This is a genomic window from Brachyspira murdochii DSM 12563 (assembly GCF_000092845.1).
Taxonomy (GTDB): Bacteria; Spirochaetota; Brachyspiria; order Brachyspirales; family Brachyspiraceae; genus Brachyspira; species Brachyspira murdochii.
Genome location: NC_014150.1, coordinates 2341934 through 2361752, shown reverse-complemented (window position 1 = coordinate 2361752; position 19819 = coordinate 2341934). Strand labels below are relative to the sequence as shown.

Below are 19819 nucleotides of genomic sequence, written 5' to 3'. Positions count from 1 at the left end.
AAATTTGAAATAAAAAATAATTATGATAAAATGATTAATACAAATAAGGAATGAGGTCTCCTTAGATTATTTTATTTATTTTAATAGATTTAAATAAAAAAATAATCAAACCGCTTAATATTATTCACTATAAAATATAAAAGCTGATGACTTCTGCAAATTTTATGATTTTTTAAGTTATTAAAGATAAGTATATCTTTAATAAAAAATTATAAATTGCAGACAGCGGTTTTATATTTTATCAAATCTTAAAAAATCAAATATAATTAAAAAGGATTAATCTTATGCTTCTTAGTTTGGCATTAATATTTTTATGCGGAATGCTTTTAGGAAAAATATTTTCTTCATTAAAACTTCCATCTCTTTTAGGACTTATTATAACCGGAATTATATTAGGTCCATATTGTTTGAATTTATTAGATAGTTCAATACTTTCAATATCTGCCGATTTAAGAGAATTGGCTCTTATTATAATACTTACACGTGCTGGTCTTAATCTTAATATAGAAGATTTAAAAAAGGTAGGACGTCCTGCAATACTAATGTGTTTTCTCCCTGCAAGTTTTGAAATAATAGGAATGGTTTTAATAGCTCCGAGACTTTTTAATATTACTTTATTTGAAGCAGCTTTAATGGGTTCTGTTGTTGCTGCTGTTTCACCAGCTGTACTTGTTCCTAAAATGCTTAAACTTATTGATGAAAGATATGGCACTAATAAAAGTATACCGCAATTACTTATGGCTGGAGCTTCTGTTGATGATATATTTGTAATAGTGTTATTTGCTTCTTTTACTTCTTTAGTTAAAGGAGGAAGTGTTTCGGTACTTAATTTTATGAAAATACCTACTTCTATAATATTGGGGCTTTTAATAGGTGTTATAATAGCATTAATACTCACAAAACTTTTCTCACGCTTTCATATAAGAGACAGTGCCAAAGTGGTTATAATATTGTCCATATCATTTATACTTGTAACAATAGAAAACTCAAAATTTTTTAATGGTATTATAGGATTTTCTGGTCTTCTTGCTGTTATGAGTGTAGGAGCATTTTTAAAAACTAAAAGACCAGAATTATCAAAGAGGCTTTCTTTAAAATATTCCAAACTTTGGGTAGCTGCCGAAATTATACTTTTTGTACTTGTAGGTGCTGCTGTTAATATAAAATATGCTCTCAATACTGGATTTACTGGTATTTTACTCATATTTGCTGTATTAATCTTTAGAATGCTTGGAGTTTTAATTTCTCTAATAAAAACTAATCTAAATAAAAAAGAAAAAATATTTAGCATGATTGCCTACTGTCCGAAAGCAACTGTACAGGCTGCGATAGGCTCAATTCCTTTATCTTTAGGCTTTTCATCTGGCGAAATTATACTCACTATAGCTGTACTTGCAATACTTATAACTGCCCCTCTCGGAGCTTTTGCAATAGAGTTTTTTTATAAAAGATTATTAGAGCATGAATAGTTATTTTTTAAATTTGTTTAAAAATTAGTTATTATGTTTTGATTAATTTTAAATCATAATCTTTTTGCAAATTATAGTTGTTTAAATATATACTAAAAATTTTTAAATTTTACTTATTTGTTGGGACTAGCCTGACTACACAGGTGCCAGTATAAACTTTGGTAAAGCTGCATCAAAAAAATTGATAATTCTATAAAAGTGCATCAGTGACAAATTTAAAAATTTTTAGTACAAACTTTTAACATATATAAAATTAATCCGTAGTATTCTATAATTTAATAAATCATCAATTTCAAATTATTCAGTGATTAAAATCCAGTTTATTTTTTATTGTAAGAAATATTTATACCTCCTTTTTTATCTTACTTTAATCTGCTTATTTTTATATCAGCTCTATATAAAAATACTTATACGTTTAACAAGGCGGAAATAAATGAGCAGACAATAATAACATACTATAAATCATCATATTTTAATTGCTGTAAAGAATAATTAAAATAGTTCTTAAATAAGTTTAAGATATTGTTCATAATTACACATTACAATAAAAAATAAAATTAAGTATGTTATCATAACATTAAAAATTATTGACTTTTAGGTAAAAATAACATAAAATAATACAGGTAATTAATATCATATTTAATTTTTATAATTGCAAATATTTTGTTATATTATAAAATATTAAAAAATTATTTCCGATAATAAATTAACTCGTAAATACAAATGGAGGCATTTTAAATGGCAGAACAGCTAGAGCAACAACCTGCAGAAAGTACAGAAAGCAGAGCTGATGTTGAAGATAGTACCAACCTTGTTACCTTTAGACTAGGCAGCGGCGAATATGCTATAGATATTATGCAGGCAAAAGAAATAATCAAAATGGAAAAGATTACTCTTATACCTAATGCCCCAGATTTTGTAGAAGGTGTAATAAATTTACGCGGAAATATTATACCTATCATAGATTTAAAGAAAAGATTTCATTTAGAAGAAACCGAAGGTGATAAAAATACTGGTATTATCATTGTAAAAATAGAAGATGTTGATATGGGTATTATTATAGACTCCATTTCTAAAGTAGTATCTATTTCTAATTCTGATATTCAGCCGCCTCCTCCTATGCTTTCCGGTATAGGTCAGAAATATATTAAAGGTGTAGGTAAATTAGAAGACAAATTGTTGGTTGTTCTTGATTTGGAAAAACTATTTACTACAGATGAAGATGATGATTCTGATGAGGAAGAGAAATAAGTAAAAGATAATTAATTAAAAAATAGCTGTTATTACTTTACTTTCGCTTATAATAATATCCAATATTTCATCATTATCATCTTTTGGTATAGATGGCAGTATTTGATAATCATAAGCCAGACCTATTCTGAGGGCATTTTTATTTATTTTCAAGATATTATCATAATATCCATTTCCAAATCCTAGCCTATTGCATTTCTCATCAAATGCTAGTGCGGGTATAATAAACATAGAAACCTCATCAATACTGCAGTCCCGGCAGTATTCAAAAGGTTCTCCATTACCAAATCTAGTATTTCTATTGATATCTTTATTATAATCACTAATATATTTTAATTTCATATTATGAGCATCTACTAGAAATGGAACAGATACTTTGATGTTATTATTCATTGCATACTGAATGATTTTTTGAGTTTGTACTTCATGATTAAAGTCAATATATACACATATAGAAGTAAATTTACTAATATTAACTATATTTTTAAACTTTTTAAAAATAATATTACTTTTAGTTTCTATAAAAGAGGCATCTAAATTATTTCTAATAAATTTAAAAGAAGTTCTTATTAATTGTTTAGCTTCTTTTATATCAGAATCATTATGAAGAGAAGTTCTCATCTTTAAATTCTACTAATATTTCCTGTAATAGTTTATCACGGATAATTTGGTCAATAATTTTTTGTGAAGCCATACCTATATCAATAAACTGCACAGCAAAACCTTTAGGCAAATCAGGTTTTTGATTATCATTATTAATCCAAACTACCTTAGCTTCAGTAAAGAGTTTAAAATCTTTGAAAGATATTGTAAGACCAAGCATATCACCTTTATCTGGTATATTAGTATCAGAAGATATATAAGCACCATTACCGCTTATAGAAAGTATATTTCTATCTATTGTACCTCTAATTTTATCTTTATAAGCTATAATAACATTTAAAGGCCAATTTACTCTTGAATATTGCCTTCTTCTTTTGGAAGTATCTTCTGCATTATTAGATATTTCAGTGGTAATAGCATGTACTATTGTACTTATATCAGTATTTTTAGGGAAAGTCAAGGCATTAGGGTAGTTTTCAGCATTAAAGTCATCAGATATATCAGTAAGTACTAATCTTATTTGCGGATTTATCTTTCTTATTTTATCAGTAAAAAATTTAATACTATCCTTTTCTGATTCATTATATCTAATTATATAAAAGTATATATTCAAATTATTTTCTATAATGTATGCTAAAGATGAATTAGTATCTGTAAAACTGCTTATACTAATTTTATCATTAAAAGCTGTTTTGTATTTATTTAAGATAGAAGGATCATTTTCTATTATAACGCCTTTTGCTTGTTCTTTATCCATTTTATTAAACTCCTGTCAATACTTACTTTTAAGTATAACATAATTTATTATTTATGCAATATTTTCAGCAAAAAATATAACACTAATTTTTGTTTATATGTTATAATATACGGAAAATGTATAATTTTGACAGGGGGATTTTATGAGTGATATGAAAAATAAAGCAAAAGAATTATGGGATAAATTCTCATTAGACATTACATTAGATAAACTTAAATCTATATTTGCTAAATCAAAAGAAATACTAAATCTCTCATCATCAGCACATCTTTCTAAATTTTTAGATAAAATACAATTAATGATAGATATGATAGGAGATTACATTAACGGAAACTATAAAAATATACCTTGGAAAACTATTGCTTCAATAGCAGGAGCTTTGATATATATTATAATGCCAATAGATGCAATACCTGATATTATACCTATAGCTGGATTGCTGGACGATGCTTTTATAATAGGACTATGCTTAAAATATTTCTCTGAAGATTTAAATAAATACAAAGCTTGGAAATACGGCGAAGATAATACTGATACATCTGAAATTATAGAAAATAAAGCAGATGAAAATAATTCGGCTACTGAAGTAGAATATAAAATAATCGATGATAATGATAAATAAAATATAATAGGAAAACGAAGTCTTGCAAAAAAGCGATTACAGCAAAGAAATTTTTACTAAAAGCATTAAATTTTCAAAAGGTGTAGGTCCTAAATACGCAGAAATATTGGCAAAAAAAGGAATAATAACACTATATGATTTAATAGCTTTTTTTCCAAGAGACTATGATGACAGAAGAAAAACTCTGAAACTTCATGAAGCATTAGAAAATAAAGAAAAAACTTCTGTTGTATATGTAGAAGTTCTTGATATATCCTCTTTTAATTTTCAGTATAAAAATAAGCCTTTAGTTATAGTTACCGATGGGGCTGCAATATGCGAAGTACCTATTTACGGCGGAAGACTTCCTGCAGGAGTTGCTAAAGGTGCTAAATTATATTTAACTGGAAAGTTTGTAAGAGGAAACAGGGGGAAACTTCAATGCAGAATGACTGAGTTTGAAAAGCCTTCTTCAAATGCATTATCATACGGAAAGATAGTTCCAATATACCCTCTTACTGAAGGGCTTTCGCAAAAAAAATTAAGAACTTTGATTGTAGATGAGCTTGAAGTATTTGAAAAGAACATGAAGTATGATATTCCAAACATGATAAAAAAAAAATACAGGCTTAAAAGTTTTGTTTCCTCCATTATAGAGATGCATTTTCCTACATCATTTGAAGCTCTTGATGAGGCTAGAGAGAGTTTAATTTTTGAAGAGTTTTTAACTTTTCAGTATATACATTTAAGTGAGAGAAGACCTAATATTTTAATAAAAGATGAAAGATATAATTCTTCAACTATGCTTGAAAAAGTAAAATCTGCTCTTCCTTTTGAACTTACTGAAGATCAATTAAATGCTATAGAAGAAATAAAAAACGATTTATTTTCCAAAAAGCAAATGTTCAGGCTTCTTCAAGGAGATGTTGGAGCTGGCAAAACTATAGTGGCATTTTTAACTGCATTAATACCAGCAGAATCTGGATTTCAGACAGCATTTTTAGCACCTACTGAAATATTAGCATTGCAGCATTATAATACTTTTAAGAAACTTATTAAATTGGCAGGACTTGAAGATACTATTAAAATAGATATACTAACATCTTCTGTAAGTCAAAGTGAAAGAGGATATTTATTAAAAAGACTTAGAGAAGGTAAAAGCAATATATTAGTAGGAACGCATTCTATTATATATGATGAAGTAATATTTAAAAATCTTTCTTATGCAATAGTAGACGAACAGCAGAGATTTGGAGTTGCCCAAAGAAATAAATTATTATCAAAGGGTAAAAATGTTGATTATCTTCTTATGACTGCCACTCCTATTCCTCAGTCACTTGCATTAACATTATTTGGAGAATTAGATCTGTCTATTATAAAAACTCTTCCTAGTTCAAGAAAAGGTGTGCTTACTAAGTATAAAGAGCTTTATGAAAGAGATCATTGCTACAAATTCTTAAAAAACAGAATATCAAAAGGAGAACAGGGATATGTTGTTTTTCCTCTAATAGAAAATAATGATTCTAGTTTTATTACTCTTTCAAGCGAGTTTCAGAGGGCAAAAGAAACATACTTCTCAGATACCCAAATAGAAATAATACATGGAAAAATGAAAGATGAAGAGAAAGAATATATAATGAATAGATTTGCAAGCGGTGAAATAAAAGTGCTATTTTCAACTACTGTAATAGAAGTGGGTATTGATAACCCAAATGCTACAACAATACTTATAGAAGGTGCAGAGCGTTTTGGTTTATCTCAGCTTCACCAATTACGCGGACGAGTGGGAAGAGGCGACAAATTAGGATATTGCTATCTTATACTTCACAGCGAGCTTAATGACATTATAAAAGAGAGAATTAATATAATATGCGAAACTACTGACGGATTTAAAATATCAGAAAAAGATTTGGAATTGAGAGGGGCTGGAGAGTTTTTAGGAGATAAGCAAAGCGGACTTCCAGATTTTAAACTTGGAAACATAATAAAAGATAAAGAGATAATGCGTAAGGCTAAAGATGAAATGCGTTCTTTACTTAAAGACGAAATATCAAAAGAAACTTTTTATAGAGAAAATGAAGCATTTATATTGAAAGCTAATTATCTAAAATCAAGAATAGTGAAAGATGAATAATTTTCATATTTTAAAAATTTTATTCTCATACCCCACCCTTTATATTTTATTGTTTTATTTTAAAATCTTAATTTTTATTATTTTTATAGTCTAATTAAAAATTATGGCACCCACCCAAGCGTTTATTAAATTTAAAAATCTTTATCTACGCACGGTTAGCTGAATTTTATATATAATTAAAATTAGAATTCAAAATTAACTTATATTTTATAATTTCACTCTGCGTGCGTTGTGAAGATTGTAACCTAAAATAAAGCTAGGGCGGGCGTCATAATAACAGTAAAAATTAATAAAGAAAAATAATACAATAATAACAAATAAAAATTACAAACTAAAATGGGCGGGGAGTTAGAATAAAGTTAAAAATATATAAAAGCCCCATTAAATAATGAGGCTTTTTGTGTTTAGTTAATTATATATAAATTATTCTTTGATAAACTTTTTGAAATTAGCTACTTTTTCTCTTGCTATATTAAGTCTCTTATCTTTACTTTCTTTTACGCAAACTTCAAAATAGAATTTTATTTTAGGCTCAGTACCAGAAGGTCTTATAGTAATTTTTGTTTTATCTGCGAGTATGTATTGAAGAACATTAGATTTTGGCAGAGTAATATCTTTTATTTTTTTACCTGTATTATCATAAACTTCTTTTTTCTCATAGTCGCTTATAGTCTCTACTTGAACGCCTGAAATTTCTTTAGGTAAATTGTTTCTGTAGTAAGTCATTAAATCAGCTATAGCTTTAGCTCCGTCAGCACCTTTTTTTGTAATTGATATAGTCTCTTCATAGAAGTATCCATATTTTTCATAAATACTTTCTAAATAATCAGCTAAAGTAATGTTATTATCTTTACAGTAAGCAAGTACTTCAGCAAGCATCAAACAAGAACTAACACCGTCTTTATCGCGTACATTTGAATTTATACAGTAACCGAAACTCTCTTCAAATCCGAATAAATATGTTCCTTCTTTATCTCTTTCTATAACATCAGCAATCCATTTAAAGCCAGTAAGCACATCATAAATCTTAACATTATTAGCATCAGCAATAGCCCTAGCTAGTTCAGTAGTTACTATTGTTTTTACTATATATGGATTTTTAATATTTTTTTTGTTTGTAATGAGGTAGTATGCCATTATGGATCCTATTTGATTACCAGTAAGATACATATAACTTCCGTCTTTAGTAAGCAGAGCACATCCCATTCTGTCGCAGTCTGGATCAGTACCCATAACAAGTTCAGCACCTATTTCTTTTGCTTTATTAACAGCTATCTGCAATGCTTCAGGATTTTCTGGGTTAGGAGATTCAACTGTAGGGAAATTTCCATTAGGAGGCTGAGCACCTTCTAATGTTGTCAGATTTGTGAATCCTGCTTTTCTTAATGCCATAGGAACCATTTTGTATCCAGAACCATGAATAGGAGTATAAACTATTTTTATATCATGATGTTTTTTGATGATATCCGGATTAACTAAATACCCCATCAAATCATTCATGTATTTATCTTCAATATCCTTTCCTATTATAGTAATTTTTGAAGCGTCTCCCATTTTTACTTCTTCCGGCTTAACTTTTAACACTTCATCTATTATATTTTTATCATGAGGCGGTATAACCTGAGCTCCGTCAGTCCAATAAACTTTATATCCGTTATATTCTTTAGGGTTATGACTTGCAGTAACAACTATTCCAGCAATGCAGTCTAAACTTCTTACAGCATAAGAAAGAAGCGAAATAGGGTGAATATCATCATATAAATAAACTTTTATTCCGTTTGAAGAAAGTATCTCAGCAGCAGCTTTTGAAAATACATCAGAATTATTTCTTGAGTCATATCCTATGGCAACTTTATAATCGCTTCCTCCTTGCTTTAATATATAATTAGCAAGTCCCTGAGTGGCAACTCCTACAGTATATTTATTCATTCTGTTAGTACCAACTCCCATTATTCCCCTAAGTCCGCCAGTACCAAACTCTAAATCTCGGTAAAATGCATCGGTTAATTCTTTTTCATTTCCTGAATCTAATAATGCTTTAATTTCTTTCTTTGTTTCTTCATCATAAGGACCATTAAGCCATGAATCAATTCTTGCTTTTACTTCTTGTTCCATTATACACACCTCTAATTTTTAAAAATTCTATATATAAATTATAGTATACAAAAAGTATATAATCAAGTTAAAAATATTATGTTTTTATTTAATTAGATTTTTGATATAATGCTTTTTATTGATTTCCATATGATATACTAGTAAAAATAATTTCAAGTTTTTAAGCTGATACTATTGGTACATGTTTAGTAATATAGCAAAATAACTATCAGGATTTAGAAATGAGCCACATTATAAAAGAAAGCACAATACTAGCTATAATACTTGTCATAAGAGGAAATGCAAAAGTAAAATTCTCTTTTTTTATTACTATATCACCGGGAAGTTTACCGAAAGGAATTTTTATATTAAGCAAAAAAAGTACGCCTATAACTACAAATATTATTCCTATAACTATAAAAATCTTAGCAAACTGAGTATTCATTATTATTCAGACATCTTTTTATTCATTTTTTCTATATCTTTATCATGCCCTGCAATAATTAATATATCGCCTTCTACCATAGGCTCATCAGGATCTGGAGTACAGTCTACAACAACCTTTTTTTCCCCCAATATACCAACCGTCTCTTTTTTTATTGCTACAACATTAATTTTATATTTCTTTCTAAGATCAAGCTCTTTAAAATTCTTTCCAGCCAATCCTCCATGAACAGGAAACTCCACTATAGAATGATATTCTGTTAAATCATAAAGCAAAACAGTATCGCCTACTTCAAGCTGCTCTGCTATATGTATACCCATAGATTCTTCAGGGCTTACCAAATGCGTTATGCCTATCATACTTAGTATTGCCTTATGCTTTTCATTTGAGTATCTGGCTATAATATTTTTAACATTAAGTTCTTTTAAAAGCAAAGCAGTTAATATGCTTGTCATCATATCTTCACCTATCGTAAGTATAACAGCATCAAATTTATTAATTTCAATAGCCTCTAATGCCTCTTTCTGAGTAGAATCTAGTCTCATAGCCTGAGTTACATTATTTTTTATAGCTTCTATTTCGTTAATATCATTATCTATAGCAAATACTTCAATGGAAGGTTTTGTCATAAGCCTGTTAATCAAAGCCTTACCTAAAGTTCCTACACCTATAACGGCATACTGCAGCATCTTAATACCCCTATATATTATTTAATTAATTTATTATAGAATAATATAAAAAATTGTCAAAAATAATTATTATCATTATAATAAAAACTATTATTTTTTATAATTTTTTAGATAATATAATCATACAACTATGTAATTATAATTTACTATGTTATTAAATATATAAAAAAAATTTAAAAAACAATACTAAAAATAAATTTTTTTTACACTTTTTTGAAAATTATGTTATACTTATATTAAAAATAATAATAAAATGAGGTCATAATATTTATGAAAAAAATAATATTAATATTAAGTATTTTATCTGCGTTAGTAGTCTCTTGTAACAGCAATCAAGCTCCTACAATAGGAGATAAACCATTAACAACTATAGTCCCAAGCGATGATAAAAATGTTAAAGAAGGTACTTTATTGGCTAATTGGGACGGAAGAACTCAATCTTTAGCAATAAATGCATCTGTTAAAGCAAATAATACATCTGACAATAACACATCTTCAGCAAATGATAATACATCTTCTGGAAATACTCAAACTCCTGAAGGATACAGTTTATTAGACAGACTATATTCTACTACTTGGTATCAGTCTGAAGAAGATTATGATGACGGAAGATTAGAAACTGAAGAAGAGTTTATCTTATTCAATAGTGCATCTGAAATATGTAAAAGAGAATATGAAAATGGAAGAATTGACGGAAGAGATGAATATTCTACATTAGTATGGGTTGACGATGTTACTCTTAATGTTCAAGATGATAAAAAAAATAGAAATGCCTGCATAGTTCAAAATAAAGAAAGATATGATAATGATACAGAATATGAAGGATATTACCTAGTTGACAGAGATACTTTATATATAGTTGATGGTGATAGTGAAAAAGAAGTAATGGAAGCATTAACAGATATAATAAGCGGAAATACTCAAAGATACAGAGAAGATAAATTTGTACTTTCTACTAAAGCATTAAACTAATAAAAATAGCTGTCAAAATAATATAAAAAATAAGGAGGCTTTTGTGCCTCCTTATTTTTTATATAAAGTTTCATCTAACCACTTAAATCAATTAAAAGTTTAAAGATAAAAGTTTATTGAATACAATAATAACTATTAATCATCATTATTAGCTTGATAATTTAATTTTACCAAATAATCTATTTTATCAACAACCTTAGAAAAAGGTTTTTCCACACTAATTAAAGCTCTCTCAACATCATGTCCGTCTTCATCTTCAATATATATATCATAGTATAGTTCTTTATGATCATATTCATTTTCAAAAGTAAGTCTTATAAATATAAAGTTATTAATATTAATTCTATCCATCTTAGGCTCATATTCCAAGCGTCTGATTTCAGTATTAAGCAATTCTTTTCCTAAATTCTCTACTATAATAGTATAGATTGATTCTAACTCTTTTCTTATATAATGAACATTGTTGTCAAACATTATAAAAACTCCGTAATATTATAAATTTATTATATTTACTTATATGTAATAAATATAGCAAAATAAACCAAATTGTCAAAATATTTAATATTTATCCAATATAGAAGCCACCTCTTCATCACCTAACTCTCTTGCAATACCCGCAAGTTCTTTAGCTTTTTTCTTAGCCAAATTAGGATTAGCATTATTATTAATAAGAAGCAAAGCCGCCTCAAAATTACTATTTTCTATAGCGGTAGAAAGGGCAGTCTCTCCGTCTTTATCTATTTTATTAACATCAGCACCATTTTCAAGCAAAATACTAATAGCTTCTATTGATATCTCGCGTCCTGAAAAAGCTATTAACGGAGTTACCCCTGATGCATTAGCTTTATTTATATTAGTAGTTTTAGATAAAATTTTCACACTTTCAACATCATTAGCTATTAAAAGAGGAGTTATTCCCTCATCAGATACCAAATTAATATTAGCCCCATTATCTGATAAAAACGCAACTATATCAGAATTAGAATTGTCAGCAGCAAAAAATAAAGGACTCCAGCCATAATTATTAACAGCATTAATATCAGCATCATTCATTACTAAAAGCTCAACAACATTATAATTACTGTCATATATTCCAATACCCTGTCTAGCCCATATATCCGTAGCATATAAAAGTGCCGTATAATTTCTTTTATTTTTTAAATTTACATCAGCATTATTTTGTATAAGAGCATTTACCAAATCAGCATATCCATAGTAAGAAGCTATCATTAAAGCTGTAGTACCCTCATCAAAAGTAACGCTAAGATCATATTCTGTATCTTCTGTATTTACTATATTTGTAGTTTCTGTAAGAGTATTATTAATATTACCGGAAGAAATCAAATTTTTTATTATGTCAATGCAAGGTCTCTCATCATACTCAGCTAAAGCCTCTTCTAAAGACATATCATGAACTATATTATCATCTATAACAGCATCTTCATCAGTCTGCGTATTTCTATCAGTGTTAATATTAGAATTTTGTGAGCATGACAGTACAAACATCAAAAATAATAGCATGATAACTTTCATAATAATCTCCGTACAGCTTATTGTATATTAATATATTAACATAACTTATACATTATATCAAGAAATTATATTATACTTATTTAATAATTAATTTTTTATTTTGTAAATTTCACGCTTTTGCAAATGTATTACTAACTTTTGTCATAACACTATATTAACTTAATCAAAACTGATGCCTGCACAAACTCTGCTCAAAAACAAATACCAGTTTTTTTTAACCACTTAATAACTATTAAAATAAACAATCAATAAAAAAGGTCTGCCAAATACAGCAGACCTAAAAATATTTATAAATATTATTTATTTATTCTTCCCAAAAGTTTTTCAGCAATAGCACGCCCAGTAGGAGTATTGGCAAGTCCTCCCTTAGCAGTTTCTTTAAATCTTTCGTCCATACCATCACCAACCTCTTTCATTGCAAGCACAACTTCATCAGGAGGTATAACACTCTTAAATCCTGCACAAGCAAGCTCAGCTGATACAATAGCATGAACAGCAGACATAACATTCTTACCCATACAAGGCACCTCAACAAATCCTGCCACAGGATCGCATATAAGACCAAGCACAGCCGATAATGATAAAGCAAAAGCATGAGCACATTCTTCAGGAGTTCCGCCCATAATCTCAGCACAAGCAGATGAAGCCATAGCAGCAGCACTTCCGCATTCAGCCATACAGCCGCCGCCAGCACCTGCAAATGTAGCAATCTGTGCTATAATATCAGCAAGACCAGCTGCAGTAAACATTGATTTTACGATATCCTCTTTTTTGTATCCTCTATTTTCACATACTGTAAGTACCGCAGGCATTATTCCGCAGCTTCCTGCAGTAGGGGCTGCTATAATTTTACCCATGCAAGCATTATAGCCGCTAACAGCCATTGCAGCAGTTACTACCTCACCTACAGTCTCTCCTAATATACTTTTTTTAGCTTTATAAAATTTCTCTACTATATCAACACATTCATTTTGCAAACCTGTTACAAAATTAAATTTATCTCTTTTCCCATTTTCAACAGACTCTTTCATTATATCATAATAACTAGTCATCTTATCTATTATTGACTGCCTGTCCGTTTTCTGGGCTTTAGCTTCTATATCTATTACTATATCGCTTATTTTTTTATTTTGTTCATTAGCCATAGCTACCAATGATTCTATAGATTTTATATCCATACTATATTATTCTCCGTATATATATTTTTTTATTATCTATATCTAAAAATACTCTTTAATACAATTTATCCAAAAATACAAAATCCCTTATATTTTTTATACTTCTTATTTTTTCTTCTATCTCTTTAGATATAACATCAGTCATACCTATAACAATAATAGCATATCCCTTATTAGGACCTTCAAACTGCGGTGTTACATTCATATTTTCAATATTAATATCATTTTCAAATATAATAGAAGTAACTTGAGCAATAATACCAGGTATATCTTTGTTAACTATAGCAATAGTAGGAAAATCACCCTTATAATGAACCTCTATACCATTTACCTTATCTAATACTATCAAACCTCCTCCAATAGATGAAGCTAAAATATTAATCTCATTACTTTCCCCTTTAGCTTCAATATAAACACTGTTAGGGTGAAAAGCATCTCTTAAAGTTGTAGGTATAAATTCATATTTGAGATTAGCCTTCTCAGCAAGATTGTAACTATCTCTAAGTCTAGGATCATCTGTTTCAAATCCTAAAAGCCCAGCCAAAATAGCCTTATCCGTACCATGACCTTTCCAAGTTAAAGCAAAAGAACCATGAAGATAAATTTTTGCTTCTTTTACGTCCTCACCCAAAATTTTTTTGGCAAGTTTTCCTATACGGCAAGCTCCAGCGGTATGCGAACTTGAAGGACCTATCATCACAGGACCTATTATATCAAATAATGTAGCCATAATTTTCCTCCATTTATTTAACTATAATTTAACATATATAAACGATTTTTGTAACACATTATTTATTTTATTAGCAAAAATAATAAAAAATAATAAAATTTTTTTAATAAATTATTAATTTTTCAAATATTATTTACTTTATATAGTATTTTTTAGTAATATTTATTATATTATAATATACTTAAGAATATACAAATAAAAATATTTATTTTATAAAAGAAATTAAAATAATAAACTTATTTCAAGTCCCACTTTAGTCTCATAACCAAAATAGCTTGAAGCCCCTCTAGGCTTACCGTATCCTACTTTCAAAGCTACAGCATATCTGTAAAACTCTACACCAAGTCCGAAATTAACAGCAGCATGCCAAGGATCTTTTATAAGACCTAATCTATCTTTTTTGTCCAAAATAGCTGCAATATTTATGCCTGTTATTAAGCTGATTTGATCTTTATATAAAGGAAATCTATAATCAAGCCCTGTATGTATTCTAAATAATTGAGGACTGTTTCCTACAGCATTATATGAAATTTCAGAACCCAAATATATACTGAAATTTTTAATATAATAATAAACTGCTATAGAGGCGAATTCATAACTGCTTCCGCTTTTTATTGAAGTATCTCCCTTAAAACCATCTACCAAATGTGTTGACTGATGATACATTGGTATAAATCTTATTTTCATATTAATGCCTACAAGATTCTGAAGCCAAAGGTCGGCAAATACCATAAATTGCCCTGAAAAATCATATACATCAAATAATCCGCTGTTTCTTCCAAGTATAGATATCTCCATAGCTCCGCCCATACCTACAGAAAAATATTTATTTCTGTAAAACATTATCTCACTTGCAAGGCGGCCCTCTACATATACTGATATCGATTTAAAATCCCAATTAGCATCTGGGGCTATAAGCGATAAATTATTTTCTACATTAAAATTTTTTCCAAATAATATACGTCCTATAAATGCCCTAGGATCCTGCCAGCCCATATAATATTTATCAACACTATATATACGAAAAGGATTAGTAAAAGTATAATCATCTGATAGATAATTTAGTTCATTATTATTATTTAATTCATTTTCCTGAGGATATAAAAATAATGCTGATATAAATAAAAGCATTAATGATAAAATAATCGGTTTCATTTTTATTTCTCTATTTTTATTATTTTGAATTGGTATATAATAATATAATAAAGACTTTTTAACAATATATATTTATGCAAATAAAAAGGCAATGATAAAAAATTATCACTGCCTCATTTATATATAATACTATTAATTCAATTTTTTAGGTATTCTGACATTCTTCAAAGCCTCTAATCTTTGAACTATGGCTTTTTCTACTTCAAAATTACTAGGTTCTACATTATCAAAACTATATTTGCTTGCAAGAGTCAAAGTCTCTTTTTCCTGAACATAATTACGCATTCTTCTGTAAATTAAAGACATTCTAAAAAGAGATAATTTTTGTCTGTATCCATTAAGGTAAGACTGTCTGTAATAATCAATTACAGCTGTACCTCTGTTTCTATTGCCGTAATGCTCTGCTAATCTGAAATATATTCTTCCTTTTTCTTTCGCTATATAAGTATTTTCAGCCATAGCAATAATTTCTTTTTCTATATTGGCATAATTATTTTCATCGATTAACTTTTCATAAATATAAAGAAGACTGAAATAAGCGTCCAATTTGTAAGCAGGTATTGTAAGATTAGTAGCTAAATTAATGGCCTTTCTGTACTCTTCTATAGCCAAGCGGTAAGAAGCAGCACCGCCTTGCTCTGCAGGATTACCGCCTTCTTTTTCATATATTAAGCCCAAAAAATAATGAGCATCAGCACTGTCAGGATAATACATTACAGTTTTATTCATAATGTATAAAGCATAAGGAATATCACCGTTATATATCGCTCTTTTAGCCTCGCCTATATATACCCAAGCAGGCTCCAATTTTCCGTTAAATAATGAACTATACATATTTGTATCTATTGTAGCAGTTCTAACTGTATCAGCTGTTCTGTTTGGAACATTAAGCGACTGACCTTGTGCATATACATATAAAGTGCTAAGTACCAATATATTAAATATTAAAAATATACGTTTCATAAATAAGCTACATCAAAATAAATATTATTATATAAATATTTATCGGTATAATATAATTTTTACATTATATAATTTTTGCTTTAAATATATTAACTATTCATATACTTTTTTACTATTTCATCATCTTCCAAAGCTGTGAGTATTTCTACCCCATCTTCTTTTACAGCTACTGTATGTTCATAATGTGCGGATAATGAGCCGTCTCTAGTGATAATAGTCCAATCATCGTCTTCTATAAGTATAGCATGATGTCCCATATTAACCATAGGTTCTATTGCTATAACCATATTAGTTTTAAGTATAGGTCCAGTACCCTGCTTTCCTCTATTAGGTACAGCAGGCTCTTCATGCAAATTAGCACCTACTCCATGACCTTGAAACTCTCTTACTAAAGAATAACCTGCATCTTCTGCCGTTTTTTGTATGGCATAAGAAACATCACCCAAATGAATACCATTTCTAATTTGTTTAACACCATTAAAAAATGACTCCATAGTTTTATCAATAAGCCTTGAAGCCTCTTCAGATACATTTCCTACTTTAAAAGTAAATGCTCTGTCTGAATGATAGCCTTTATAATATACGCCTATATCAAGACCTATTATGTCGCCGTCTTTTAATATTTTCTTTTTGCTCGGTATTCCATGTATTACTTCATTATTAATAGAAGAACATATAGAACCGGGGAAAGGAGGATTACCATAACCTTTAAATGAAGGTTTGGCATTATGCTTTCTTATATAATCATACACAAACTTATCTATCTCTTTTGTTGAAATACCCGGCTGAACAATCTTTTCCACTTCTTTAAATACATTAGCTAATATATGACCGCTTTCACGCATTAAATTAATTTCAGCTGGAGTTTTTATTTTTATAGCCATTTTTATATACCTTTATCAATCAAAAAATACTGCTGCTGTTTTGAGAATTGCTGTTAAAGCTATTATTCTCTGCAGCTGATGTATTATTACTTTCTAAATTAACAGATGAAGTATTACTAGTATCAAAAGAGTTATCCTCTATTTTTACTCCGGTAAACGATTCTTCAACAACTTTTGAAATATCTTTTTTCTGACCGCCTGTAATAGTCATTTCACCCTGTATAACAGCACCTTCGCCTACATCTATTTTAGGAGCTTCTATATTTCCTAAAACTCTTCCTGTTTCTATTAATATTACCTCTCTTCTGGCATCAATATTTCCAATCAAAGTGCCTGCTATTGTAATACTTTCTGTAATAATTGTACTTGTTTTTACTTTACCGTTAGGACCTATAACTAAATGACCGTCTATTTTCAATTCACCTTCAAATTTGCCGTCTATTTGAAAAGAACCTTTAACAATAAAAGTGCCTTTAAATGATGAGCCGTCTCCTATAACGCTGTTTATCATATCTCTTTTTGCCATAAATTTAATCTCCTAAATATATAGTTTGATTTTATAAGATACTTATAAAAAGTCAATATCATCAATTAGTAAGCTCTGCTATAATAGTATAACATATTTTTATTATTTTTTCTATTTTCTAGGTTTGCAAAAAATCACTGTCTCGCCGCCCCAAGGAGCAAATGTTCTTATATAATATTCATAATTTTCTGTTATCTCTTTTATAAATATTGGAACCTTATAAAAATCTTCCATAAAAAGCTCACCTCCATGATAAATTGCAATAGCAAGCGAAGGTCTTAAACTTTTAATTGTATTCACTGCCCCTTTAAGTATATTCATCTCAGCACCTTCAACATCCATTTTTAAATAATCTATTCTTTCTATATTATTATTTTTTACAAATTCATCTATTGTAACAGCACTCATCTTAACAGAAGGGATATTGGGAGTCATAGATATAAAATCAACTGTCTCATTTTTATTAGAAAAAAGAATATTTTCAAGTATAACATTACTCAAATTATATTTTTCTCTTATCGATTTTAAAGTACAAAAAGCATTTTTATCCGGCTCAAAAGCGTATATTTTAGCATTACTATTACATCTTTTAGAAAAGAAATAAGCAGTATCCCCCTTCCAAGCCCCTACATCAAATACAATACTATCATTAGCAGCTTCAAAAATATCCAAAACATTATATTGATTCATCTTAAATATATGAAATAAGGCAAATGCTCCTATTTCTTTAGGATAATATTTCCTATCAAAAATTAAAAAAGAAATCATCTTCATAATCCAATCATACACAGAAATAACTCCGTATTTAAAACTAAATAATACTTCTTTCTTAAAATTCATATGAACATCTCTGTAAAATGACAGCATATATCTGTATCTTACTATTTTCTCAAATAACATTTTTGAATAATCTTCATTAAGCATATTATAAAAAATATTAAAATTATTAGTTTCAATCATAGCTTTTATAAAATTATCGCTCTCTTCTATTTTTTCTATTTCTTCTATAGTGAATTTATTTTTTACTGTATTTCTGCACTTTTCTAATAATTCCATTATATCTTTCATAAGAAATATACCTGCAAAATAATATAATTATTTTTTTGAAATATTAATTATATTTTTTAAATCCATTTTCCCCTCATATATAGCCTTGCCTACTATAGCACCATTAATATTCATATCTCTCAATTTTATAATCTCCTCCTCAAAAGTAACTCCTCCTGAAGCTATAATATTACAGTAAAGTTTTTCTCTTAACTCTTTATATATTTCTAAATTAGTACCAGAAAGTTTTCCGTCTTTTGAAATATCTGTATATATGATAGTATCAATACCCATTTTATCAAGCTTAATACAAAACTCTACAGAATCATGTCTCTTAATCTCTTTCCAGCCTTTTACTGCTATCATTCTGTCTCTTGAATCTATAGAAACTGCTATATTATCTTTATATTTATTAATCATACTTTCTGTAAAATCTATATTTTCAACAGCAGCAGTACCTAGTATAGTTCTTTTTACACCTATATCTAAATACCTTTTTATAGTATCCTCATTTCTTATACCGCCGCCTACTTCTACAAATAAACTGCATCTTTTTATTATTTTTTCTATTGTTTTAAAATTAATTGTCTCTCCATCGCTAGCACCGTCCAAATCAACAACATGCAGATACTCACTTCCGCTTTCTACAAAAAAATCCAGCACTTCCAAAGGGTCTTTAAAATAAGTTGTTTTATTATTATAATCTCCCTCAACAAGTCTTACTACTTCTCCGTTTTTCAAGTCTATTGCTGGCAGTATATACATTTTAATTCCTCTAATTTTATAAA

General features: G+C 28.5%; 20 protein-coding genes. 5 read left to right on the top strand and 15 right to left on the bottom strand.

The features are described 5' to 3' along the window. Positions 1 to 284 precede the first annotated feature (284 nt). Entirely contained in the window at positions 285 to 1469 is a 1185-nt protein-coding gene (locus tag BMUR_RS10430) for a cation:proton antiporter (RefSeq protein WP_013114523.1), read from the top strand. Positions 1470 to 2207: 738 nt separating this feature from the next. Continuing rightward, positions 2208 to 2720: a chemotaxis protein CheW gene (locus BMUR_RS10425; RefSeq protein WP_013114522.1), complete on the top strand. Its 513-nt coding sequence runs from the start codon at positions 2208 to 2210 to the stop codon at positions 2718 to 2720. Between the two features lie 15 nt (positions 2721 to 2735). Here BMUR_RS10425 and BMUR_RS10420 read toward each other — a convergent pair whose 3' ends face one another. Both BMUR_RS10420 and BMUR_RS10415 read right to left on the bottom strand, forming a co-directional pair. Beyond that, entirely contained in the window at positions 2736 to 3341 is a 606-nt protein-coding gene (locus tag BMUR_RS10420; RefSeq protein ID WP_013114521.1) for a 5-formyltetrahydrofolate cyclo-ligase, read from the bottom strand. Further along, a complete protein-coding gene (locus BMUR_RS10415) occupies positions 3322 to 4080 on the bottom strand; it encodes a PilZ domain-containing protein (protein WP_013114520.1) in 759 nt (252 codons plus the stop codon). Before BMUR_RS10415 ends, BMUR_RS10420 begins: the two co-directional genes overlap by 20 nt. Positions 4081 to 4222: 142 nt before the next feature. On the opposite strand from BMUR_RS10415, the gene BMUR_RS10410 reads away from it, so the two are divergent. Then, on the top strand, positions 4223 to 4702 hold the full coding sequence (locus BMUR_RS10410; protein WP_013114519.1) for a YkvA family protein: 480 nt from the start codon (positions 4223 to 4225) through the stop codon (positions 4700 to 4702). A 22-nt stretch (positions 4703 to 4724) separates the two neighbouring features. Then, positions 4725 to 6815 carry an ATP-dependent DNA helicase RecG gene (recG, locus tag BMUR_RS10405; RefSeq protein ID WP_013114518.1) on the top strand — a complete coding sequence of 697 codons (2091 nt, stop codon included), beginning with the start codon at positions 4725 to 4727 and terminating at the stop codon, positions 6813 to 6815. A 423-nt stretch (positions 6816 to 7238) separates the two neighbouring features. Here the strand turns inward: recG and BMUR_RS10400 are convergent, their stop codons facing one another. The 3 genes from BMUR_RS10400 to BMUR_RS10390 form a co-directional block, all read right to left on the bottom strand. After that, positions 7239 to 8930 carry a phospho-sugar mutase gene (locus tag BMUR_RS10400; RefSeq protein WP_013114517.1) on the bottom strand — a complete coding sequence of 564 codons (1692 nt, stop codon included), beginning with the start codon at positions 8928 to 8930 and terminating at the stop codon, positions 7239 to 7241. A gap of 208 nt (positions 8931 to 9138) precedes the next feature. Further along, entirely contained in the window at positions 9139 to 9354 is a 216-nt protein-coding gene (locus BMUR_RS10395; protein ID WP_013114516.1) for a DUF2905 domain-containing protein, read from the bottom strand. Positions 9355 to 9356: 2 nt separating this feature from the next. Then, a complete protein-coding gene (locus tag BMUR_RS10390; protein ID WP_013114515.1) occupies positions 9357 to 10043 on the bottom strand; it encodes a potassium channel family protein in 687 nt (228 codons plus the stop codon). Between the two features lie 270 nt (positions 10044 to 10313). Between BMUR_RS10390 and BMUR_RS10385 the strand changes: the two genes are divergently transcribed. Further along, on the top strand, positions 10314 to 11015 hold the full coding sequence (locus BMUR_RS10385; protein WP_013114514.1) for a hypothetical protein: 702 nt from the start codon (positions 10314 to 10316) through the stop codon (positions 11013 to 11015). A 135-nt stretch (positions 11016 to 11150) separates the two neighbouring features. Here the strand turns inward: BMUR_RS10385 and BMUR_RS10380 are convergent, their stop codons facing one another. The 10 genes from BMUR_RS10380 to hisA all read right to left on the bottom strand — a co-directional run bounded on the left by BMUR_RS10380 (position 11151) and on the right by hisA (position 19796). Further along, entirely contained in the window at positions 11151 to 11489 is a 339-nt protein-coding gene (locus BMUR_RS10380) for a hypothetical protein (protein ID WP_013114513.1), read from the bottom strand. 84 nt (positions 11490 to 11573) lie between these two features. Next, complete coding sequence (locus BMUR_RS10375) at positions 11574 to 12548, bottom strand: ankyrin repeat domain-containing protein (protein WP_013114512.1); 975 nt, start codon at positions 12546 to 12548, stop codon at positions 11574 to 11576. Positions 12549 to 12844: 296 nt separating this feature from the next. Next, positions 12845 to 13726 carry an L-serine ammonia-lyase, iron-sulfur-dependent, subunit alpha gene (sdaAA, locus tag BMUR_RS10370; RefSeq protein ID WP_013114511.1) on the bottom strand — a complete coding sequence of 294 codons (882 nt, stop codon included), beginning with the start codon at positions 13724 to 13726 and terminating at the stop codon, positions 12845 to 12847. Between the two features lie 55 nt (positions 13727 to 13781). Next, positions 13782 to 14456: an L-serine ammonia-lyase, iron-sulfur-dependent subunit beta gene (gene sdaAB, locus BMUR_RS10365; protein WP_013114510.1), complete on the bottom strand. Its 675-nt coding sequence runs from the start codon at positions 14454 to 14456 to the stop codon at positions 13782 to 13784. Between the two features lie 222 nt (positions 14457 to 14678). After that, a complete protein-coding gene (locus BMUR_RS10360; RefSeq protein WP_013114509.1) occupies positions 14679 to 15611 on the bottom strand; it encodes a hypothetical protein in 933 nt (310 codons plus the stop codon). A gap of 132 nt (positions 15612 to 15743) precedes the next feature. After that, positions 15744 to 16574: a tetratricopeptide repeat protein gene (locus BMUR_RS10355; RefSeq protein ID WP_013114508.1), complete on the bottom strand. Its 831-nt coding sequence runs from the start codon at positions 16572 to 16574 to the stop codon at positions 15744 to 15746. Positions 16575 to 16663: 89 nt separating this feature from the next. Beyond that, a complete protein-coding gene (gene map, locus BMUR_RS10350; protein WP_013114507.1) occupies positions 16664 to 17458 on the bottom strand; it encodes a type I methionyl aminopeptidase in 795 nt (264 codons plus the stop codon). 19 nt (positions 17459 to 17477) lie between these two features. Beyond that, complete coding sequence (locus BMUR_RS10345) at positions 17478 to 17984, bottom strand: bactofilin family protein (protein WP_013114506.1); 507 nt, start codon at positions 17982 to 17984, stop codon at positions 17478 to 17480. 111 nt (positions 17985 to 18095) lie between these two features. Beyond that, positions 18096 to 19052: an FkbM family methyltransferase gene (locus BMUR_RS10340; RefSeq protein WP_013114505.1), complete on the bottom strand. Its 957-nt coding sequence runs from the start codon at positions 19050 to 19052 to the stop codon at positions 18096 to 18098. 27 nt (positions 19053 to 19079) lie between these two features. Beyond that, entirely contained in the window at positions 19080 to 19796 is a 717-nt protein-coding gene (hisA, locus tag BMUR_RS10335) for a 1-(5-phosphoribosyl)-5-[(5-phosphoribosylamino)methylideneamino]imidazole-4-carboxamide isomerase (protein WP_013114504.1), read from the bottom strand. Between the last annotated feature and the right edge of the window lie 23 nt (positions 19797 to 19819).